The sequence below is a fragment of the Leucobacter exalbidus genome, from assembly GCF_017834145.1.
GTDB lineage: Bacteria > Actinomycetota > Actinomycetes > Actinomycetales > Microbacteriaceae > Leucobacter > Leucobacter exalbidus.
Genome location: NZ_JAFIDA010000001.1, coordinates 3,091,266 through 3,111,739, shown reverse-complemented (window position 1 = coordinate 3,111,739; position 20,474 = coordinate 3,091,266). Strand labels below are relative to the sequence as shown.

Annotated in this window: 18 protein-coding genes; 4 read left to right on the top strand and 14 right to left on the bottom strand. The window is 65.7% G+C overall.

Going from position 1 to position 20,474, the window contains the following annotated elements; all coding sequences use genetic code 11:
- Window positions 1–5: 5 nt before the first annotated feature.
- From priA to JOF28_RS14005, 7 genes are all read right to left on the bottom strand, one after another.
- Window positions 6–752, bottom strand: a complete 747-nt coding sequence (gene priA / locus JOF28_RS14035; protein ID WP_209706503.1) for a bifunctional 1-(5-phosphoribosyl)-5-((5-phosphoribosylamino)methylideneamino)imidazole-4-carboxamide isomerase/phosphoribosylanthranilate isomerase PriA — start codon at window positions 750–752, stop codon at window positions 6–8.
- A 63-nt stretch (window positions 753–815) separates the two neighbouring features.
- Window positions 816–1,448 carry an imidazole glycerol phosphate synthase subunit HisH gene (gene hisH, locus JOF28_RS14030; RefSeq protein WP_209706501.1) on the bottom strand — a complete coding sequence of 211 codons (633 nt, stop codon included), beginning with the start codon at window positions 1,446–1,448 and terminating at the stop codon, window positions 816–818.
- The gene (gene hisB, locus JOF28_RS14025; protein WP_209706499.1) at window positions 1,445–2,053 is read right to left on the bottom strand and encodes an imidazoleglycerol-phosphate dehydratase HisB; all 609 of its coding nucleotides are present in this window, start codon (window positions 2,051–2,053) and stop codon (window positions 1,445–1,447) included. The genes hisH and hisB overlap by 4 nt, the downstream gene beginning before the upstream one ends.
- Before the next feature lie 9 nt (window positions 2,054–2,062).
- The gene (locus tag JOF28_RS14020; protein ID WP_209706497.1) at window positions 2,063–2,935 is read right to left on the bottom strand and encodes a cytochrome c biogenesis CcdA family protein; all 873 of its coding nucleotides are present in this window, start codon (window positions 2,933–2,935) and stop codon (window positions 2,063–2,065) included.
- Window positions 2,935–3,759, bottom strand: coding sequence for a DsbA family protein (locus JOF28_RS14015; RefSeq protein ID WP_245189987.1), 825 nt, complete (start codon window positions 3,757–3,759; stop codon window positions 2,935–2,937). The genes JOF28_RS14020 and JOF28_RS14015 overlap by 1 nt, the downstream gene beginning before the upstream one ends.
- A gap of 28 nt (window positions 3,760–3,787) precedes the next feature.
- On the bottom strand, window positions 3,788–4,870 hold the full coding sequence (locus JOF28_RS14010) for a histidinol-phosphate transaminase (protein WP_209706495.1): 1,083 nt from the start codon (window positions 4,868–4,870) through the stop codon (window positions 3,788–3,790).
- 66 nt (window positions 4,871–4,936) lie between these two features.
- The gene (locus JOF28_RS14005; RefSeq protein ID WP_209706493.1) at window positions 4,937–5,368 is read right to left on the bottom strand and encodes a hypothetical protein; all 432 of its coding nucleotides are present in this window, start codon (window positions 5,366–5,368) and stop codon (window positions 4,937–4,939) included.
- 254 nt (window positions 5,369–5,622) lie between these two features.
- On the opposite strand from JOF28_RS14005, the gene lexA reads away from it, so the two are divergent.
- Window positions 5,623–6,276 (top strand): transcriptional repressor LexA, encoded by a 654-nt coding sequence (gene lexA, locus JOF28_RS14000; RefSeq protein ID WP_209706491.1) that lies wholly within the window; start codon window positions 5,623–5,625, stop codon window positions 6,274–6,276.
- Between the two features lie 93 nt (window positions 6,277–6,369).
- Here lexA and JOF28_RS13995 read toward each other — a convergent pair whose 3' ends face one another.
- From JOF28_RS13995 to hflX, 4 genes are all read right to left on the bottom strand, one after another.
- Complete coding sequence (locus tag JOF28_RS13995) at window positions 6,370–7,272, bottom strand: methylenetetrahydrofolate reductase (RefSeq protein WP_209706489.1); 903 nt, start codon at window positions 7,270–7,272, stop codon at window positions 6,370–6,372.
- Window positions 7,269–8,513, bottom strand: coding sequence for a uroporphyrinogen decarboxylase/cobalamine-independent methonine synthase family protein (locus tag JOF28_RS13990; RefSeq protein ID WP_342452182.1), 1,245 nt, complete (start codon window positions 8,511–8,513; stop codon window positions 7,269–7,271). Before JOF28_RS13990 ends, JOF28_RS13995 begins: the two co-directional genes overlap by 4 nt.
- A 7-nt stretch (window positions 8,514–8,520) precedes the next feature.
- On the bottom strand, window positions 8,521–10,860 hold the full coding sequence (gene metE, locus JOF28_RS13985) for a 5-methyltetrahydropteroyltriglutamate--homocysteine S-methyltransferase (protein ID WP_209706481.1): 2,340 nt from the start codon (window positions 10,858–10,860) through the stop codon (window positions 8,521–8,523).
- Window positions 10,861–11,106: 246 nt separating this feature from the next.
- Entirely contained in the window at window positions 11,107–12,663 is a 1,557-nt protein-coding gene (gene hflX, locus JOF28_RS13980) for a GTPase HflX (protein WP_209706479.1), read from the bottom strand.
- Window positions 12,664–12,824: 161 nt separating this feature from the next.
- Here hflX and JOF28_RS13975 point away from each other — a divergent pair, with 161 nt between their 5' ends.
- From JOF28_RS13975 to JOF28_RS13965, 3 genes are all read left to right on the top strand, one after another.
- On the top strand, window positions 12,825–13,544 hold the full coding sequence (locus JOF28_RS13975; RefSeq protein WP_209706477.1) for a class I SAM-dependent methyltransferase: 720 nt from the start codon (window positions 12,825–12,827) through the stop codon (window positions 13,542–13,544).
- Window positions 13,541–14,797, top strand: a complete 1,257-nt coding sequence (locus JOF28_RS13970) for a GmrSD restriction endonuclease domain-containing protein (RefSeq protein WP_209706476.1) — start codon at window positions 13,541–13,543, stop codon at window positions 14,795–14,797. Before JOF28_RS13975 ends, JOF28_RS13970 begins: the two co-directional genes overlap by 4 nt.
- A gap of 115 nt (window positions 14,798–14,912) precedes the next feature.
- Window positions 14,913–16,832 carry an HNH endonuclease signature motif containing protein gene (locus JOF28_RS13965; protein WP_209706474.1) on the top strand — a complete coding sequence of 640 codons (1,920 nt, stop codon included), beginning with the start codon at window positions 14,913–14,915 and terminating at the stop codon, window positions 16,830–16,832.
- Window positions 16,833–17,013: 181 nt separating this feature from the next.
- On the opposite strand, the gene dapF is transcribed toward JOF28_RS13965, so the two are convergent.
- The 3 genes from dapF to miaB all read right to left on the bottom strand — a co-directional run bounded on the left by dapF (window position 17,014) and on the right by miaB (window position 20,460).
- On the bottom strand, window positions 17,014–17,889 hold the full coding sequence (dapF, locus tag JOF28_RS13960) for a diaminopimelate epimerase (RefSeq protein ID WP_209706472.1): 876 nt from the start codon (window positions 17,887–17,889) through the stop codon (window positions 17,014–17,016).
- Between the two features lie 100 nt (window positions 17,890–17,989).
- Window positions 17,990–18,910 carry a tRNA (adenosine(37)-N6)-dimethylallyltransferase MiaA gene (gene miaA / locus JOF28_RS13955; protein ID WP_209706470.1) on the bottom strand — a complete coding sequence of 307 codons (921 nt, stop codon included), beginning with the start codon at window positions 18,908–18,910 and terminating at the stop codon, window positions 17,990–17,992.
- Window positions 18,907–20,460, bottom strand: coding sequence for a tRNA (N6-isopentenyl adenosine(37)-C2)-methylthiotransferase MiaB (miaB, locus tag JOF28_RS13950; RefSeq protein ID WP_209706468.1), 1,554 nt, complete (start codon window positions 20,458–20,460; stop codon window positions 18,907–18,909). The genes miaA and miaB overlap by 4 nt, the downstream gene beginning before the upstream one ends.
- Between the last annotated feature and the right edge of the window lie 14 nt (window positions 20,461–20,474).

Sequence of the window (20,474 nt, the reverse complement as noted above, 5' to 3'; positions counted from 1 at the left end):
ACGCCCTACCGCGAAGCGATATCGAGCGCTGCGGGCAGCGTGAACGCGCCGTCGTACAGCGCCTTGCCGATGATCGCGCCCTCAACACCGTTGGGGACGAGACCGCGCAGAGCCACCAGGTCTTCGAGGCTTGAGACGCCGCCCGAGGCGACAACGGGGCGATCGGTGTGCTCGCACATCTTGGCCAGCAGCTCGAGGTTGGGGCCGCGCATCGTGCCGTCTTTGGTGACGTCGGTGACGACGTAGCGGGGGCAACCGGCGTCTTCGAGGCGAGCCAGCACCTCCCAGATGTTGCCGGCATCTTCGGTCCAGCCGCGCGTCGAGAGTACCTCGCCGCGCACGTCGAGACCGACCGCGATCTGGTCACCGAAGCGAGCGATCACCGAGCGGGTCCACTCGGGGTTCTCAAGCGCGGCAGTGCCGAGGTTGACACGGCGTGCGCCCATGTCGAGCGCGGCCTCGAGGCTCGCGTCATCGCGAATGCCGCCCGAGAACTCGATGTTCACGTTGCCGGCACGGCTAATGATCTTCTTCGCCACTGACACGTTCGATCCGCGCCCGAATGCGGCATCGAGGTCGACGAGGTGAATCCATTCGGCCCCCTGCTCGATCCAGTCCATGGCGGCGTCTACGGGGCTGCCGTAGTTGGTCTCGGTGCCGGCCTCGCCCTGGGTGAGGCGCACAGCCTTACCGTCGACCATGTCGATGGCGGGCAGCAGCTGCAGTTTCGGGGTCACAGCGAATTCGGTCATCTCGAGTCTCTCCTCGTCAGTGGGGTGTCATGGGGCGCCGGCAACGCGGCCGGCGCAACAGCGTTAGAGCGTGGCGATCCAGTTGCGCAGCAGCTGGATACCGGCCTCGCCCGACTTCTCGGGGTGGAACTGGGTCGTGCACAACGGCCCGTTCTCGACGGCCGCGACGAATCGCTCGCCGTGCTCGGCCCACGTCACGCGGGGGCGAGTGGCCGCGCCACGGCCCTCAATCGACCATTCGGTGGCCGCGTAGCTGTGCACAAAGTAGAAGCGTTCGTGCTCAATACCGTGAAACAACGTGGAGTCTTCGGGAGCGTCGACGGTGTTCCAGCCCATGTGGGGCAGCACATCAGCCTTCAGCTGGTGCACGGTCTCAGGCCACTGCCCGAGGCCTTCAACGTCGACGCCGCGCTCGATACCACGCGCGAACATCACCTGCTGGCCCACGCACACGCCCAGCACCGGGCGACCGCCCGCGAGCCGGCGATCGATCATTTCATCGCCGCGCACATCGCGCAGCTGCTGCATGACGGCGTCGAACGCGCCCACGCCTGGCACGAACAGGCCATCGGCTTCGGCAACAAGCTTGGGGTCACGCGTGAGCGTCACCTCGGCGCCGGCGGCGACGAGCGCCTTCACTGCAGAGTGCACGTTGCCCGAACCGTAGTCGAGCACGACCACCTGCTTCGCGGTCACAGAGCGCCCTTGGTGGACGGCACACCCTTGACGAGGGGATCGAGTGCCTTGGCGACGCGGAATGCGCGCGCGAATGCCTTGAACTCGGCCTCGGCGATGTGGTGCGGGTCGCGCCCCTCAACGAGCTTGATGTGTGCGGTGAGGCGAGCATTCAAGACGAGGGCCTCAAAGAAGTGGCGCACCATGGAGCCGGTGAAGTGGCCGCCGATGAGGTGGAATTCGAAGCCTGCGGGCTCCCCCGAGTGCACGAGGTAGGGGCGGCCAGAAATATCAACGACGGCCTGCGCGAGTGCTTCATCCAACGGCACGAGGGCATCGCCGTAGCGCGAAATGCCGCTCTTATCGCCGAGGGCCTGCAGCAGGGCCTGCCCCAGCAGGATGCCGGTGTCTTCAACCGTGTGGTGTACATCAATATGCACGTCGCCTGTGGCGCGCACCGTCAAATCGGTGAGCGAGTGGCGGGCAAAAGCGGTGAGCATGTGATCGAAGAAGGGCACGCCCGTTTCGATATCTGACTCGCCTGAGCCGTCGAGGTTGACTGAGAGACTGATCTGCGATTCACTCGTGACACGCTCGAGCGACGCTGTTCGTGATGCTGCGGACATGTGTCCAGTCTACTCAGCTTCGGTGGCTCCCCCGTGCAGCGCGCTGGAGCTGGCGGCCGCACACGCGGGTTGCGGCGAGGTCGGGCTCGCGCGCACCACCACCACGGCGGCCCACGCCCCTGCACACACGATAAAGATGACGGCGATCACCCAGTTAGGCACCATCGAGGTGAGACGCATCACGTCTCCCTCCAGCTGCGCCTGCGCGGTTGCTCCCACCAGCCCACCAATCGTCGTGGTACCGCGGGTGACGAGCAGCAGCACGCCAATCAACGCGGTCAGCACCCCGCCAATCACATTTGTCCACGCGTTGCGCCAGGCACCGATGCGCAGTTCGCGCGGCCGCACCAGCTTTCGGATGGCCGGAATGCGGCTCCAGAGCAGCGCGAGCACCATGAGCGGCAGCGTCATCCCCGCCGCAAATACCAGCAGCACCAGCCCACCGAAGGCAGCGTTCGCACCGAACGCCGCAAAGGTGAGGGCAGCGCCCAGCAGCGGGCCCGCGCAGACACCTGCCAGGCCGTAGACGGCCCCCAGCGCAAAGACGGCCAGTGCCGAGGCGCCCGCTGGGCCGCGCTGGCGCATCACGCCGGGAAGCCTGACGCCGCAGGCCAGCAGCACTCCCAGGGCAATGACGAGCCAAGAGGCGACCGTCACCAGTTCAAATCGGTATTGACTCACCCATGCGCCGACCGTGCCGGCCAGCAGCCCGAGCGGTACGAGCGCGCTTGCCAGCCCGAGAAAGAAGACACCGGTGCGCACAAACAATGCGCGCGTGTTCGTGAATGCGTAGGCAAAGAACGCGGGCAGCAGCATCACCGAGCACGGGCTCAGCAGCGTGAGCACGCCGCCGAGAAACGCTCCCGCCAGCGTCAGGTTCATTATTTCTCGGCGACCATCGAGTCGAGGAACTCGCGGAAGTAGTCGATGGGCTGGGCGCCGCTAAACGCCTGCCCGTCGACGGCGAAGAAGGGCACGCCCGTGACGCCGAGTTCGCTCGCCTCGGTCGTCATCTGGGTGACCTCGGCGCGCAGGTCTTCGCGCTCCATGTCGCTCGTGAACAGCTCAATATTGGGGACGCCAGCGGTGCGGGCGTGACCGATGAGTTCTTTCGTCGTCAGCTCGGGGTGCCCAGATTCTGGGGCTGCCTCGTAGACGGCGTCGAGAAACTCAAAGTACTTACCCTGCTCGGCCGCGGCCCGGGCCGCCGTTGAGGCACGCAGCGACTCCTCGCCGAAGAATGCAACGTCGTGCATCTCAATGCGCACCTTGCCCGAGTCGACGTACTCCTTGACGACGTCGGGGAGGGTATCGCGGGTGTACACCGCGCAGTAGGGGCAGCGCAGGTCTACCCACTCTGACAACACGACGGGGGCGTCGATGTCACCGATGGCCATCGGGTCGCCCTCGATGCGTCGTTCAACCACCGGTGCGGCACCCGTTGCGGGCTGCTCGGCGGCAGCGCCGTCGACCTCGCCGGTGAGCTCGGGGGTCGTCGCTTCGGGCGCCGCGTTACCGGCGCCGTCTGCCACTGCCACTGCCACTGCCACTGCAGCCTGGTTACCCGAGGAGTTCTGCGACCACATCACACCCCCGAACACCAACGCGAGTGCCGCGATCACGGCAAGCATCACGTTCCACAGGCGCGCGCTGCGCAACCGGCGTTCGAGGATGTGACGGGGCAGAACTTCAGGGGCTGACGTCATGCCTCGACCCTATAGGGAGAGCTTCTGGCTAGGAGCTGAGAGTTGTGAGCTCGGTGATGGCTCGAATAACCTCGGTCGTTTCGGCCTCGGTGCCCGCGGTGATCCGCAGGTGGCCTGCGATCCCCAGGTGCCGGATCAAAATGCCCCGCGCACGCAGTTCTTCGAACATGCCATTGGGATCCAGGAAGCCGCCCACGAGAATGAAGTTGGCGCCCGAATCGTGCACGCGGTAGCCAAGCTCGGTGAGTGCCGCGGCCAGCCGGTCGCGCTGCACCCGAATGTCATCAACGGTCGCGAGCATCGTGGCTGCGTGCTTGATTGCGGTGGTCGCCGCGGCCTGCGTCAGCGCCGACAGGTGGTACGGCAGCCGCACGAGGCGCAGCGCATCGATGACCGCGGGGTCGGCCGCGAGGTAGCCCAGGCGCACGCCGGCGAAGGCGAAGGCCTTGCTCATGGTGCGTGATACGAGCAGGCGGGGGCGCCCCTCGAGCAGGGTCACCGCGCTCTCGCGTTCGTTGTCGAACTCGAAGTAGGCTTCGTCGACGATCAGCATGCCGTCGAATGCGTCGTAGGCCGCGAGAATCGTTTCGCGGTCGAGCGGCGTACCCGTCGGGTTATTGGGGCCGCACAAGATCGCGATGCTCGGGGCGTGCTCGGTCAACGCCGCGCGCACACTCTCGGGGGTGAGCCGGTAGCCCGTGGGGCGTGGCACGTCGATGTAGGCGGTGTCGGTGCCGTCGGCAAGCAACGGGTACATGGAGTAGGTGGGGCTGAAGCTCAGCAGAGTGCGGCCGGGGCCACCAAAGGCCTGCAGCACCTGCTGCAGCACCTCGTTTGAACCGTTCGCCGCCCACAGCTGCTCTGCGGTGAGGCCGTGCCCGAGGTACCCGGCGAGCGCTTCACGCAACTCAACAAAGTCACGATCGGGGTAGCGGTTCGCGGTGCGCACTGCACGTTCGAGCGCTGCCGCAATATCTGCGACGACTTCGTCGGGAATGGGATGGGTGTTCTCGTTGACGTTCAGGCTTACGGGCACCGGATCTTGCGGGGCACCGTAGGGGCTCTTGCCGACGAGATTTGCACGGAGGGGGAGGTCGCTCAGACTGGTCACCCACTCAGTCTACGATCTCCTGCGTAGTTCACTGAAACAGACTGCGTTGCGTTACGGGCGGGTGCGTTACAGACCCAGCTCATCGGCAGACATCACCGCGGGGCTTTCGGTGTACCGCAGCGGCACCGCGATGGACTGTCCCACGACCACGTCAGAGCCCTGCAACTGGTTCAAGTGCACGATCTCGGCGACGAGGTCACGCGGATCCATCGACGGGTCGAGCTCGGTGGCGAGCTGCCACAGCGACGCCCCGGGGGCCGCCACCACGTACCCGAACGTTGCACCACTGCCCTCGTTGGCGGCGATGGCCGGGGCCGCTGACAACGACGCGATCAGCGCGAGCGAGGCCGCCGCACCAAACACACCCAGCGCACCAAACACGAAGCGCCCTCTGCGCGTCAGCCGAATGCTTGCCGTGGGCTGCGCCGCCTGGCGAGCGGACGAGTACTGCCCGGTAACGCGTCGCGCCGCAGGCAGCTGCGTCAGTGTTGCACTCATAGTCGAGTTCCCTTCAAGTGGATTGTCGCAGTCATGCGAACATCTGTTTCGAATATATCTTCGAAAGATCGAAAGAGCAACCTCAGAATCGAAGTTGTTTTGCACGAAATACCACGACACTCGAACACTTGTTTGGCCAAGTATCAGGCAGTCGGTAGAGTTTCGAACTAACGAGAGCACTCAAGCAGGTACCACCGACATTGCAGTCAGCAGCCCCGGCGACAGTGCACCACCACATCGAAGGAGCAGCAATCATGGTCGATATCGCACGTCGGCTTGAACGCCTCAGCGATAAACAGCGCTCAATTCTTGAGTTCATCGCGAGCTCCGTGGAAGACCGCGGCTACCCGCCGAGCATGCGCGAGATCGGCGACGCCGTCGGCCTGTCGTCGCTGTCGAGTGTCACCCACCAGCTCAGCCGCCTCGAATTGGCGGGCTGCATTCGCCGCGACCCGCACCGCCCGCGCGCACTCGAGGTACTCATCGACCCCACCGCTCCGGCGGCCCCCGCTGAGCCGCCCGTGCAAGCCGAAGAGACGGCATATGTGCCACTGGTGGGCCAGATCGCCGCCGGTGTGCCCATCACCGCAGAGCAGCAGGTCGAAGAACTCATGCCGCTGCCCCGCCAGCTCGTGGGCGACGGCACGGTCTTCATGCTGCGCGTCGTGGGCGACTCGATGATCGATGCGGCCATCTGCGATGGCGACTTTGTCGTCATCAGGCAGCAGCGCGAGGCCAACAACGGCGATATTGTTGCCGCGATGCTCGATGGCGAAGCCACCGTAAAGGTGTTTCGCAGGCGCGACGGTCACACCTGGCTGCTCCCCCGCAACAGCGCGTTTGAGCCGATCCTGGGCGACTACGCCGAGGTGCTCGGCAAGGTCGTCGCGGTGCTGCGCTCGATCTAACTAGCCCCACACACCAAATAACGCGAGCTGCTCATCGATAGTGATGAGCAGCTCGCGTTCGTTGTATATAGGTAAGCGCAGAACGAGCCCGCGTTACACCGCCACCGGTGCCAGCAGTTCGAGCTCACGCAGCACGGCGAGCACGCGCTCGTGCCGGTTAAAGGTGTAGAGGTGCAGTGACGGGGCCCCGCCCGCCAGCAGCTCTTTCGCGAGCGCCACCGAGTGTTCAACACCGAGCTCTGGGGCGTATCCCCCGGCCTCCTCGATCTCACGCATGAGCTCGGCGGGAGCCGGGCGCCCGGCAAGCTCAGCCACCTTGCGCAGCTGCGCGGCCGTCGCCACCGGCATCAGCCCCGGTAGCACCGGCATCGTGAGGCCCGCATCTCGCGCGTCGCTCACATAGCTGAGGTATTCGTCGGCGTTGAAGAACAGCTGCGAAACCGCGAACTGCGCCCCGGCTTCCTGCTTCGCCACGAGCCAGTCAATGTCCTCAGATCGTGACCGCGACAGCGGGTGCCCGTTGGGGTACGCCGCGACCGAGGTGCGCCCCACGCTCGTGAACGCGGGGCGTTCTGCACGCGCCTGCGCCACGAGCTTGACGAGTTCGAGCGAACTCAGCGACCCCGACACCGCAGGGTCATCTTCGCTCGCCCCGCGCGGCGGGTCACCCCGCAGCGCAAGAAAGTCGTGCACGCCGGCGTCCATAATCGCGTGAATGGTCTCGAGGATCGCCTGCCGCGTCTCCCCCACCGTGGTGAGGTGTGCGAGCGGCAGCGCGTTCGTGTGATCGCGCAGGTAGCGCACGAGATCGCGCGAGGCATCACGGTTTGATCCGTTGGCGCCGTAGGTCACCGAGATGAAGTCGGGGCCCACCGCCGCGAGGTGCTGCACCGCATTGCCCAGGGCGAGCGCGGCGGCCCCGCTGCGGGCGGGAAACACCTCGAACGAGAACCTCGGCCGGGTCGGAGCGCTGCCGGTTAAGAGGACGTCACTCATACCAATACCTCCGCGGGCCTGCCCGCAAGCTCTGCGCTCGCCCGGCGGGTGCCGCGCACGCGCGCCGCGATCTTGGCAAACGCCACATCGCGGGCAAAGTCGGGCGAACCGTGCCTGGGCTTCTCATCGATCAGGTAGGGAGAGAACCCGCAATCATCGGTCGATCCAATGAGCTCGGGCGGCACGAAGCGCGCGGCCCGCACCAACTGCTCGGCGATTTCCTGCTCGGTTTCGAGCTTCGGGTTCGTCGGGTTCGTCACCCCGAAGAGCACGCGCGGCGCGCGCTTGCCCGCGCTCGCGAGGTCGCGCAGCTGGCGGCCAACGAGCCGGGCCACGCGATCCGGATCAGCTTCTCCCGCCGCCTGCACCAGAAAGTACCCCGCTTCGATCTGAAACAGCTCGGGGATCAGCTCGGCGTAGTCGACGTCGGCGCTGTGCGCGCTGTCGTGGTCGTTGCCCGGGCAGGTGTGCACGCCCACGGCGTCGCGCAGCTCGGGCGGCACGCGGTCGAGCACGCGGTTGATGAGCTCGATGAACCCCGACAGCGCTGCGGGCCCGGCCCACGGCGCGCGCAGGTCGCGGCGCAGCGCAAGCCGCCCCTCGGTGAAGTCGATGGTGACGCGCGAGGCGCCCGCAGCGAACGAGCGGCGAATATCTTCGGCGCACCCCGCCACGACATCGTCGAGAAACTCGGCGCGCGAGTAATCAATGGGCACCTCGGGGGCTCCGGGGGCCGCGAGCAGCCCATCGGCCGGCATCATCAGCGACAGCATCGACGGCGACACCACCGCCTGCTTCAGCGGCAAGTCGGTGAGGGCGCGCGCCGCGGCCACGTCGGCGGCCGCCCACGCGCGAAACGCGAACGGTGCGCGGGTGAGCGCGGGGATCACGCGGTGGTGACCATCGGCGAACACGGCAAACACGGGGTCTTTGCCGGGCTCACCGCGATCCGGATTCGCACCCAGCGGGTAGCTCGCAAAGCTCTGCCGACGCTGCTCACCGTCAGTGACGATGGGCGATCCGGTGTCGGCGAGGCGGGCGAGCGTCTCGCGCACCGCCCGGTCTTCCTCCGCGGCCACTTCGGCCGCCAAGGCGAGACCGGTGTCGGCGTCGAGCACCGCGCGCTGCAGCCGCGCGGGCCGCGGGAGAGAGCCGACCGGTTCGGTCGGCAGCTCGCCCACGGGCCACGCCGCGGTGGCGCCGGCAGCGGCGCCACTCACGGAAGCAACAGTGTCAGTCACGGCTCGCCTATGACGCGACGCCGGCGAGCGCGGCCTCGCGCACCTCGCGCGCCGCACGCACCAGGTTCGTGAGGCTCGCGATCGTCTCGTCGTAGCCGCGCGTCTTCAAGCCGCAGTCGGGGTTGACCCACAGCTGCTGGCCGGGGATGCTGGCGGCCGCGATGCGAATCAGCTCGGCCTGCTCCTCGGTGCTGGGCACGCGGGGTGAGTGGATGTCGTAGACGCCCGGGCCGATGCCGCGCGAGTAGCCGTGGTCGCCCAGCGGCACGACAACGTCCATGCGGCTGCGGGCTGCCTCGATGCTCGTGACGTCGGCGTCGAGGCCGTCAACGGCGTCGATGATCTCGCCGAACTCTGAGTAGCACAGGTGCGTGTGGATCTGCACGTCGGCGCCAGCGCCACCGGTCGCGAGGCGGAACGAACCCACCGACCAGTCGAGGTAGGCGGCCTGGCGATCGGCGTCGAGCGGCAGCAGCTCACGCAGCGCGGGCTCATCGACCTGCACGATCTTGATGCCGGCCGAAACGAGGTCATCGATCTCGTCGCGCAGGGCAAGCGCCACCTGGTTGGCGGTGTCTTCGAGCGGCTGGTCATCACGCACGAACGACCACGCGAGGATCGTGACGGGGCCCGTGAGCATGCCCTTCACGGGGCGCTCGGTGAGCGACTGGGCGAAGGCCGACCAGGCAACCGTCATCGGCGCGGGGCGTGACACATCGCCCCACAGGATCGACGGGCGCGTGGCGCGGGTGCCGTACGACTGCACCCAACCGTTCTCGGTGACCGCGAAGCCGTCGAGCAGCTCGGCGAAGTACTGCACCATGTCGTTGCGCTCGGCCTCACCGTGCACGAGCACGTCAAGCCCGATTTCCTCCTGCAGGCGAATAACGCGCTCAATCTCTTCGCGCAAGAAGCCGTCGTACTGCGCCTGATCGATCTCGCCGCGCGTGAACGCGGCGCGGGCCTTACGAATCTCGGTGGTCTGCGGGAACGAACCGATTGTGGTCGTCGCGAGCTGCGGAATTCCCAGGTCAGCCTGCGCATCGCGGCGCTCCTGTTCGGTCACGCGGTCGCGCTCGGGCTGACCGGTGGCTGCAACGCGGCTCCGGATCCCGTCCACGCGCACACCCGCCGCCTGCGCACGATCTGCGAGGGCTGCATCGGTGTCGGCGAGCTCGGTCTCGATCGCTGCGGCGCCCTCGACGAGGCCACGGGCGAGCGTGGCCACCTGGCCGACCTTCTGATCGGCGAACGCGAGCCAGCCCTTGAGCTGCGCGCTGAGCTGCTGCTCGTCTGCCACATCGTGGGGCACGTGCTGCAGGCTGTTGGAGGTGCCGATCACGGTGCTGATGCCCGCGGTCTGCAGCTGCTCAGCCTGTGAGAATGCGCGGCGCAGATCGGTGCGCCAGATGTTGCGGCCGTCAACGACGCCTGCGACGAGCTGCGTGCCCGTGAATGCTGCGGCGAGGTCGCCCGAGGCGAGGGCCGCGGTAGGCAAGCTGCCGCGCACAAGGTCGGCTTGCACTGCTTCAACGGGAAGCTTGCCGAGGCGCTCAAGCGCCTGCGACGAGTCGCCGTAGGGGGCCGTGAGCAGAATCTGGGGGCGGTTTGTCGCTGCACCGAGCACCGCGTAGGCACGCTCAACCAGGGCGAGCGTCTCGGCGCGGGGCACCGACAGCGAGTCTGACACGAGGGCGGGCTCGTCGAGCTGCACCCAGCCGGCGCCAGCTGCGGCGAGCGCGCCCAGCAGTTCGGCGTAGACGGCGACGACGTCGTCGAGGCGGTCGATGGGCGCGAAGCCCTCACCCGCGTCATCGGAGGCCTTGGCCAGCAGCAGGTAGGTGACGGGGCCGACGATGACGGGGCGTGACTCGATGCCCTGCTCGCGTGCCTCGGTGACCTGGGCGACGAGCTGCGCGGGGTTTGCCTTGAGCCCTGTGTTCTCGTCGATCTCGGGCACGCTGTAGTGGTAGTTCGTGTCGAACCACTTGGTCATTTCGAGCGGCTGCAGCTGGTCGTTGCCACGGGCGAGCGAGAAGTAGATGTCGAGGTCGCTGCCGGTCACGCTTGCGAAGCGGCCGGGGATCGCGCCGAGGGCGAGCGTGGCGTCGAGCACCTGGTCGTAGAAGCTGAAGCTCTCGGGGATCGCGCTGCCCACGGTGGGGAGGCCGAGCTCGACGAGGCGGGCGCGGGTGGTGGCGCGCAGTTCGCGGGCGGTGGCCTGCAGCTCTGCCTCGGTCGTGTTGCCCTTCCAGAACGATTCGATCGCGCGCTTGAGTTCGCGGCGACGACCAATACGGGGGTATCCCAGAATGGTGGCCTGAGACAGCGGAGAGATTGCAGACATGCGAGATCCTTCGACGGTGAGGGAAGCGCTCCGGTTTGGGCGCCGTTGGTGTTCCCTAAAGTAATCGCGCAGGCCACCCGGTGGTGTTTTATGTCGCCGTGTGAATTACGTCAAGTTACACGCTGCCCGCGCCACTCGCCCAAGATCTACCCCCACTAAAACAGCCCAGTGTGTGTCTGTTATTAGACATACACTGGGCTGTGGAGACTCTCGCTGATGACTTTTCAGGTCACCGGGCACGCGGCATTACACGAGATACGGCTCGATCTTCGAGTACATCTCGTCTGACACATAGGCGTGTACCTGTGTGCCCTCCTCGACGTAATCGGTCGAGATGACGCGGTTGCGCTCGTGCATTTCAGCGACCAGCCCGCCGCGGTCGTAGGGCACCACGACGGTGACTTCGCGATCCGGCACCGGCAGCGCCGCATACACGCGCGCCTTCAGCTCTTCCAGGCCCTCACCCGTGCGGGCCGAGACGAACACGGCGTCAGAGACGAGGCCGTGCAGCACGAGGCGCTGCGAGTCAGTGATCAGGTCGGACTTGTTGAAGACAACGACCTCGGGAATGTTTTGCGCATCAACGTCGGTGACCACCGCGCGCACCGTGGCCAGCTGTGCCTCGGGCTCGGGGTGCGAGCCGTCGACCACGTGCAAAATCACGTCGGCCTCGCCTACCTCTTCAAAGGTTGAGCGGAACGCCTCGACCAGCTGGTGGGGCAGGTTGCGCACGAATCCGACGGTGTCGGCGTAGGTGAAGGTGCGGCCGTCGTTCGTTTCAGCATGACGAATCGCGGTATCGAGCGTGGCGAACAGCTGGTTCTGCACGAGCTCGTGCGAATCAATCAGCCGGTTCAGCAGGCTCGACTTGCCAGCGTTCGTGTACCCCGCGATCGCGACCGAGGGCACCTCGCCGCGCTTGCGGTTCGCGCGCTTCGCCTCGCGGGCCGGGCCCATCTCGGCGATCTGCTTGCGCAGCTTCGCCATGCGGGTGTGGATCTTGCGGCGGTCGAGCTCCATCTTCGTCTCACCGGGGCCACGCGAGCCCATGCCAGCTCCCGCCGAGCCCACCTGGCCACCGGCCTGGCGCGACATCGACTCGCCCCAACCGCGCAGACGCGGCAGCAGGTACTGCATCTGGGCAAGCTCGACCTGCGCCTTGCCCTCACGGCTCTTGGCGTGCTGGCTAAAAATATCGAGGATCACGGCGGTGCGGTCAATGACCTTCACCTTCACGACATCCTCAAGCGCGCGGCGCTGGCTGGGCGACAGCTCGTTATCGGCAATCACCGTATCGGCGCCGAGCGCCGCCACGAGATCCTTGAGCTCTTGCGCCTTGCCCTTACCGAAGTAGGTGGCGGGGTCGGGGAACGGGCGACGCTGCAGCAGCCCGTCAAGCACCACGGCGCCAGCGGTCTCTGACAGCGCGGCGAGCTCACGCAGCGAGTTCTCTGCGTCTTCTTGTGCGGCGGTGCCGTTGCCCGAGAACACACCGATCAACACAACGTTCTCGATCCGCAGCTGGCGGTACTCGACCTCGGTCACGTCTTCGAGCTCGGTCGACAGCCCAGCGACGCGCTTCAGCGAGGCACGGTCGGCGCGATCCATGACAATTGTGTCGCTCGCACTGCCGTGGTCATCGTGGTCGTCGCTGCCCAGTGCCTGTGCGCTCGAGAGGTCACGAATCACATTCGCCGCGCCGTCTTCCTGACGCAGAATGCGCGCAAGAGCATCACCGCCCAGCTCATCGCTCGTGGGTGTCGGCTCGTTCGGCTCGTGGCCTACCTCAGTGTCGTTACTCATCTCCCCCTCAGTCTACGGCGCAAGACCTGCCAGGGTCGACTGCTCAGTGGGGTTGCTGTGCTATGGCCGCACGCCCCCGCGTTGCCTGTGAGCGCCCAAATCACCACGCCGAACCGGGCCACCTGGGATCGGCGCCCACGATTGCCTGAGATACTTAGGGGGTGACTGAGCACTACTTTTCTGAATCCCCCGCAGGCGACTACCGAGCGCGCGAAATCGAGGTTTCCCTCGCCGGGGCTATTCGGCAGCTGGTGACGGCCGGCGGAGTGTTCAGCCCCGAGCACCTCGACCGCGGCACCGAGCTGCTGCTGTCAACGCTCGACACCGATCTCGACGCCGACACGAAGGATTACTTCGGCGCCGTGCGCGGCGTGGGATTCAGCGCGACCGGCAACGCTGAGGTTGCTGATGCTGATGTTGATGCTGATCCGGATCCCTCGCCCACAGGCCCCCCGATCCTCGACATCGGGTGTGGCTGGGGCCCCATCGCGCTCGCCGCGGCGCTGAACCACCCGGGCCGCGAGATCTGGGCCATTGATGTCAACGAGCGCTCTCGCGAGCTCACGCGCACCAACGCGGCGCGGCTCGGGCTCACGAACGTGCGTGTGTGCGCGCCCAGCGAGGTGCCCGACGATATTTCGTTCGCCGAGATTCGCTCGAACCCGCCCATTCGGGTGGGCAAGGAGGCGCTCCACGAGATTTTGCAGCAGTGGCTGCCCCGCCTCGTACCCGGTGGCACCGCGCACCTCGTCGTCGCCAAGCACCTGGGCGCAGATTCGCTGCAGCGCTGGATCGGTGCCGAGTTCCCCCAGCTTGAGGTGTCTCGCTTCACCCGATCTAAGGGGTTCCACGTGCTGCGGGCAGAAGCTTCGCAGGCGTGAACCGCCCGTCTTGGGCGGGGCGCGGCACACGCGCCTCCGCCGCACTTCTTGCTGCCCTCGTACTATTCACCACCGGCTGCACCGAGATCCTCGATGAGGCGGGCACGGGCTCTACTGAACCTTCTGCGAGCTTCATTGAGGAGCTCTACGCGGGCGTCGATACCGCAAGCGATGCATCGAGCGACGCTTCGAGCGACGGCGCCAGCGCTGAGGCGGGTGCCGACGCGAGCACCGAGGCCAGCGCGGGCTCCGATGGCCCGAGCGCGGGCTCTCCGCTCGATCTCAACGCCACCAACAGCGGGGCGCAATCCGACGGAGATTCGGGATCCGGTTCATCCCCCGATGCCGCGCCCGCCAGCGCCGGAAGCGCGCTCGCGCTGCTCGCCGAACTGCCGGTGAAGGGTCGCGCGCCCAAAACCGGTTACGACCGCAAGGCCCAGTTTGGCTCGCCCTGGAGCGACGTCGACCGCAACGGCTGCGACACCCGCAACGACATTCTGCAGCGAGACCTCACCGATCTCACGATGCAGGGGCGCTGCAAGGTGCTCGCGGGCCACCTCGCCGACAAATACACGGGCCAGTCCATCGACTTCGTGCGGGGCGACAAGACGTCTTCACTCGTGCAGATCGACCACATCGTGGCGCTGTCAGACGCGTGGCAGAAGGGCGCCCAGAAGCTCACCCAAGAGCAGCGCGTGAGCCTCGCCAACGACCCCATCAACCTGTTTGCGGCCGAGGGCCGCGCCAACAGCTCGAAAGGTGACAGCGACACGGCGAGCTGGCTGCCCAGCAACCGCGGCTTCCGTTGCGAGTACGTCGCGCACCAGGTATCGGTGAAGGCAGCGTATGCACTGTGGGTGACGCCCGCCGAGCACGACGCGATGCAGCGCGTACTGACTACCTGCCCCGATCAGCCTGCGGTGCTCAGTGAGCTATCGACCGTGGTTCCGGATCACGCCGGTGATGCTGGCGGGTCTGGCGCTGGTGGGTCTGCTGCTGGCGCTGGCGCTGAGCCAAGCTCCGAAGCACCCGCAGCTTCGACGGTGCCCGCCCCCGTGGTTACTCCCGCCCCGGTTCCTGAGCCGGTGCCCGCGCCCGAGCCGGCACCGGCCCCCGCACCCGCTCCCGCACCGTCAGTCCACTACCAAAACTGCACCGCAGCGCGCGATGCAGGAGCGGCCCCGGTGCACGCCGGAGACGCAGGCTACGGTCGGCACCTCGACCGCGATGGCGACGGAATCGGCTGCGAGTAACGCACCTGGCGCATCGGCCACGCCTGGCACATCAGTCACGCCTAACGCACCATAATTGGCTCAAGTAAGCCAAATTTATTCGAATATTAGTTCGAATACGTGGTAAACTAGAACCATGTCCAGCAACGAAGCGGGCGAGAAAACAACCGTCCACTGTTTCCCAGATCACACGCCTCTCACGGAGATCATCAAGTGCGTGTGGCCTAACCGCGATGAGGTCACGGCCACCGCGGCGCAGCGCATCCAGGAAGCCCAAGACGGTGTCACCGAAGCCGCGCGCCACGCTCGCGACGACTTCCCCGAGACCTTCCCCAAGACCCTCCCCACGCCGGGTGCACACACCGACTACGCCGGCCACAAAGCACACACCGGTCACGAAGCAACCGAAGCAACCGAAGCAACTCTCGCAGAGAATAGCGAGCAGCTCCTCTGCTTGCTGGCCAACCTCACCGGGCAGGTCGGTTTCAACGAGATCACCCTCATGAGTGACGACGACCTCATCACGCTCACGGCCCAGTGCGAGCAGGCGTCACGGCGCATGCAGTCGCTGCTCGTCACACTTTCTGGGGCGGTCGAAGACCGTTCCGCTTCGGGTATGCCTGATTCCCTGGCCGCGAAACGGGGCTGTCGTTCAGCGACAGAACTCTTGCAGCGGCTCTCACAAATGCCCGCAAGCACAATCAACCGGCGACTCACCCTCGCGCGAGCGACCCGCTCCAACGTGGGTTTCACCGGCAGCCGCATCGAACCTCGCTACCCGATGGTGGCGGCGGCCCTCACCGCGGGCGATCTTCCCGAAGAAACCGCGCTCCACATCGTGCGCACGCTCTCAGCACTGCCACCGCATGTGTCCAGCGACGCCATCGGTGAAGCAGAAGCATGCATCGTCGCCCAGGCGGCCGGCTACCCCAGCACCGACGATTCCCAACCAGATGACGACGGTCACTTGAAAACTTCACTCCCCATCGACTGCGACACCATCAAGCAGGTGTGCCGCATGTGGTGCGAAGCCCTCGATCAAGACGGCATCGCGCCCAGCGAAGAGGTCACGATGGCCGGCAGATACCTCAGGTTTGGTCAAGAACGGCACGGGCTAGTACCGCTTCGAGGCAATCTTCTCCCCGAAGCGGCGGCGCTCCTCGGCACACTGTTTGACGCGATCAACTCGCCCCGCACCACCACCAACAGCGAGGCACCCACACGCTCCCACACCGCAAGTGCGGGGGAAGACGGGCCAGAAGTTCACCCAGAGGATCAGCGAGAAGATAGACCCGGGCATAATCAGGAAGACGCCCCCGAAGGTCATCAACAGGAGCAATCTAAACACCGCGGAGTGCGCTTCGAAGCCACCGGCGACGACGCTTCAGATACCACTGGCGATGACACCTCCAATGATCTTGGAGTTGAAGACTCCCGAACCTTTGCGCAGAAACAACATGACGCGTTCATGATCATCGCGCAGGTCGCGGCTCGCGCCAAAGACACTCCATTGCTGGGCGGAGCACCCGTCACGGTACTCGTGCAGGTCACCGAAGATGAACTCGCCACCAGCCTCGAGACCCCAGGTAGACGCGGGCGGGCGTGGCTCCATGGCCACGATGGTCTCCCCACCCCCACCAACGTCAACGCGGCTCGCCACGGCATCTGCTCGGGTGCCACACAACGCATCGTCACGGGGCCCAACGGCGAGATACGGGGCCTCGAAAGCCCCACACGAATCTTCACCGCGGTTCAGCGCCGGGCGATCACCGCGCGTGACGGCGGATGCATCATCCCAGGCTGCAGCGTCCCCGCAACATGGTGCGAAGTGCACCACGTCACCGAATATCAAGATGGCGGGCCAACCTCCACCGACAATGGCGTGCTGCTGTGCTGGTACCACCACCGAAATCTCGATGCCAACGGGTGGCGTGTGCGTATGGTCGACGCACTCCCCCAAATCTTGGCGCCACCCTGGATCGACCCAGCATCACAATGGCGACCGGCGGCCCCGCCGCTCAGGGCACCGAGGCGCCGACGGCGCCAACCAGCGTAGCTTCACCAAGAAGCAAAACAGCACCATCAAGCAACGCAGCTGGGCAACGCAGCTGGGCAACGCAGCTGGGCAACGCAGCTCAGCAACGCAGCTGGGCAATGCAGCTGGCGCTATACAAGCTAAGCCATGCGGCTAAGCCGTACAGCTAAGTCACGCGACCAAGCTGCGCAGCCAAGTATTCCTAGGCTTCGGGCAGCTCAAATTCTCCGGTATAGACGAGTTCGGCCGGGCCGCTGAGCGACACGTGCTCGCCCTCCTGCGTGGGGAACATACGCACCCCGAGTCGCCCGCCGGGTACCTCTACGCTCCAGTTGTTCGGCATGCCTTCTCCGCCCCAATGACGGAACGCAAGCGCCGCCGCGACTGATCCGGTGCCGCATGACAGGGTCTCCCCCGAGCCCATCTCGTGCACACGCAGCCTGATCCGGGCCACACCGTTCTTCACCAGCGGCTCTTCGGGCACCACAAACTCAACGTTTGCGTCGCCCTCTGGGTCAAGCTTGGGCGCTTGGTGAAGCTCAACCGCGTCGAGTTCACTGACATTTGCCAGCGCCGTCACCACGTGCTGATTCCCAACATCGATGCCTAGCCCCGGCCGCGGAACATACAGCCCGCGCGCCGACACCAACCGCTCACCCGAGAGGCGCCAGCGCCCCATGTCAACGGTGTAGCCCGACATCCCGGCAAGCACATCGCGTACGCCAGATCGTGTGCCGATCGGCAACGTATCGCGGCGCTCAGACTGCACCAGCCCCTCAGAGATGAGGTAGTGCGCGTACACACGAATGCCGTTGCCGCACATCTTCGCTTCTGAGCCGTCGGCGTTCCAGTAGTCCATAAACCACTCGGCCTCGGGCTCTTCAGCCAGCACCGCTTCGCCGTCAGGGATCGATCGGCTGCGCACCGCCCGAATCACACCGTCTGCCCCGATGCCAAAGCGGCGGTCACACAGCGCACGCACGCGAGCGGGCGTCAGTTCAATCTCCCCGTCAGGATCGGTGAACAGCACGAAGTCATTGCCTGTGCCCTGGCCCTTGGTGAAACGGAGCGTCGTCATGGTTCCAGTGTATTGCGCGCGACCCCGTGTATCCCCAGCATGCCAAAACTTCGCTCTGCGCACAGCTCAACGCTCGGGTCTCAGCCCGGGCACACGTGAACTATTCCGGAAGCACCGCGTCAATATCGGGGCCGTGCACATGCTGGATACCCGGATACCGCTTGAACCAGGCCACCTGCCTACGCGCATATCGTCTCGTGAGTGCCTGCGTTTCGTCGATCGCTTCGCCTTCGCTCAGCCGACCCTCGATCTGGCCCAGGGCTTGTGCGTATCCGATAGCACGGCTCGCGGTCACACCTCGTTCAATGCCGTGAGGAATCAGCTGGCGTACTTCTTCGACTAAGCCATCGACCCACATCTTGTCCACGCGGCGGTCGAGCCGCTCAACAAGCGTGGGGCGGTCGCACTCGACACTCACCAAACGGGTCGGCTCACGCCACAGTTCGGGTTCTGACGGCAGCGTCACTCGCGCGTCGCCGCCCAAGAGCGCCACCTCCAACGCGCGCACCACCCGACGCGGGTTCTGCGCGTCCACCGCTGCAGCGGTCTCGGGCGACAGTGCAGCTAGCCGGGCAAGTAGAGACCCGGTGCCGTGTTCAAGCGCGTCGGCCTCGAGCTGGGCCCTGAGCGCTTCATCTCGCGGGGGAAACTGAAAGTCATAGATCACGCTTGAGACGTAGAGACCCGATCCGCCCACCAAAATAGCGTCGGCGCCGCGCGCCTGAATCTCTTCGATAATCGATCGTGCCCGCGGCTGGTACCACGCGACTGTGGCTTCTTCCGTGGGATCGAGCGCATCAAAAAGATGGTGGGGAATCCCCCGCCGTTCACTCTCGGGCAGTTTCGCAGTGCCAATGTCCATGCCGCGGTAGAACTGCATCGCGTCGGCATTAATAATCTCAGCGGGCCTGCCGTGTGCATACAGCCGCTCAGCGAGGTCGAGTGAGAGCGCCGACTTTCCGGTGCCCGTTGCCCCGACCACTGCCCACAGCGTAGGCCCCTCGACATCCACCGCGGTCATCGCGTGCGAATGGTCGGCAGTCCGAGGCTCACGGCCTTCGGCCCCACTGCTGCCGCTGCAGGCTCGGGCACGCCGCAGCTCTCTGCCTGGCGCCGATCCCAAGCATCACCAGCACGCGTTGCACGCACCGAGTAAGCCGCAGGTTCATCAGCGATCAGGAAGTGGGGCGCGGCGCTCGTTACCTGCACGGTCACCACGTCGCCGGGGCGAGGTTCTTCAGCGCCCTCGGGTACCGAGAAGTGCACGAGGCGGTTATCCTCGGCGCGGCCCGACAACCGGCTCTGCGCCGTGTCCTTCTTGCCGCTTCCTGCTGACACCAACACCTGTACCGTGCGCCCAATCTGGGCATGGTTTTCGCGCAGTGACATCTGCTCTTGCAGCTCGTGCAGCCGCACGTAGCGCTCCTGCACAACCTCCTTGGGAAGCTGATTTTCCATCTCTGCCGCCGGGGTACCCGGGCGAATGGAGTACTGGAAGGTAAAGGCGCTCGCGAACCGAGACTCTTCGACCACGCGCATCGTGTCTTCGAAGTCTTCCTCGGTCTCCCCAGGGAATCCCACAATGATGTCGGTAGTGATGGCGGCGTCGGGCATCTGCTCACGCACACGTTCGAGGATCCCCAGGTACTTCTTTGAGCGGTATGAGCGACGCATCGCCTTCAGCACCGCGTCAGAGCCCGACTGCAGCGGCATGTGCAGCGAAGGCATGACGTTGTGCGTCTCAGCCATGGCCTCGATCACATCATCGGTGAAGGCTGCGGGGTGGGGGCTGGTGAAGCGCACCCGCTCGAGGCCTTCGATGTCGCCCATGGCGCGCAGCAGCTTGCCGAATGCGAGCTTGTCCCCGAATTCCACTCCGTAGGTGTTGACGTTCTGACCCAGCAGCGTAATCTCGATTGCGCCGTCGTCAACAAGTGCTTGAACTTCGGCGAGCACGTCACCGGGGCGGCGATCTTTCTCTTTACCGCGCAGCGAAGGAACGATGCAGAAGGTGCAGGTGTTGTTGCAGCCCACCGAAATTGAGACCCACCCGCTTGATGCGGAGTCACGCTTAGTCGGCAGGGTGGAGGGGAACACCTCGAGTGACTCGAGGATCTCGACCTGTGCTTCTTGGTTGTGGCGTGCCCGCTCGAGAAGTGCCGGGAGCGATCCCATGTTGTGGGTGCCAAAGACCACATCCACCCAGGGGGCCTTCTCGACGATGACGCCCTGGTCCTTCTGCGCGAGGCAGCCGCCCACGGCGATCTGCATACCCTCGTGCTCGCGCTTCACACTGGCAAGGTAGCCCAGGTTGCCGTAGAGCTTTTGGCCGGCGTTCTCGCGCACGGCGCACGTGTTAATCACGACGACATCTGCACGCTCAGAAGCATCGGCAGCGACGTATCCTGCCGCTTCCAGAGAGCCCGAGAGCCGCTCAGAATCGTGAACGTTCATCTGGCACCCGAGGGTGCGCACCGAATAGCTTCGGGCGCTCCCGTCAGGGCGCAATGCAGCGGGTGACCGCTCGATCACGATCTGGTCAGCGAGGGCTTCGACAGGTGCAGAACTCATACGTCTCAGTCTAC

What these genes read in the sequence shown, in the direction of transcription:
- priA (WP_209706503.1), bottom strand. Translation starts at nt 752, where the DNA reads ATGACCGAATTCGCTGTGACCCCGAAACTGCAGCTGCTGCCCGCCATC.
- hisB (WP_209706499.1), bottom strand. Translation starts at nt 2,053, where the DNA reads ATGTCCGCAGCATCACGAACAGCGTCGCTCGAGCGTGTCACGAGTGAA.
- JOF28_RS14020 (WP_209706497.1), bottom strand. Translation starts at nt 2,935, where the DNA reads ATGAACCTGACGCTGGCGGGAGCGTTTCTCGGCGGCGTGCTCACGCTG.
- JOF28_RS14015 (WP_245189987.1), bottom strand. Translation starts at nt 3,759, where the DNA reads ATGACGTCAGCCCCTGAAGTTCTGCCCCGTCACATCCTCGAACGCCGG.
- JOF28_RS14005 (WP_209706493.1), bottom strand. Translation starts at nt 5,368, where the DNA reads ATGAGTGCAACACTGACGCAGCTGCCTGCGGCGCGACGCGTTACCGGG.
- lexA (WP_209706491.1), top strand. Translation starts at nt 5,623, where the DNA reads ATGGTCGATATCGCACGTCGGCTTGAACGCCTCAGCGATAAACAGCGC.
- JOF28_RS13995 (WP_209706489.1), bottom strand. Translation starts at nt 7,272, where the DNA reads ATGAGTGACGTCCTCTTAACCGGCAGCGCTCCGACCCGGCCGAGGTTC.
- metE (WP_209706481.1), bottom strand. Translation starts at nt 10,860, where the DNA reads ATGTCTGCAATCTCTCCGCTGTCTCAGGCCACCATTCTGGGATACCCC.
- hflX (WP_209706479.1), bottom strand. Translation starts at nt 12,663, where the DNA reads ATGAGTAACGACACTGAGGTAGGCCACGAGCCGAACGAGCCGACACCC.
- JOF28_RS13965 (WP_209706474.1), top strand. Translation starts at nt 14,913, where the DNA reads ATGTCCAGCAACGAAGCGGGCGAGAAAACAACCGTCCACTGTTTCCCA.
- dapF (WP_209706472.1), bottom strand. Translation starts at nt 17,889, where the DNA reads ATGACGACGCTCCGTTTCACCAAGGGCCAGGGCACAGGCAATGACTTC.
- miaA (WP_209706470.1), bottom strand. Translation starts at nt 18,910, where the DNA reads ATGACCGCGGTGGATGTCGAGGGGCCTACGCTGTGGGCAGTGGTCGGG.
- miaB (WP_209706468.1), bottom strand. Translation starts at nt 20,460, where the DNA reads ATGAGTTCTGCACCTGTCGAAGCCCTCGCTGACCAGATCGTGATCGAG.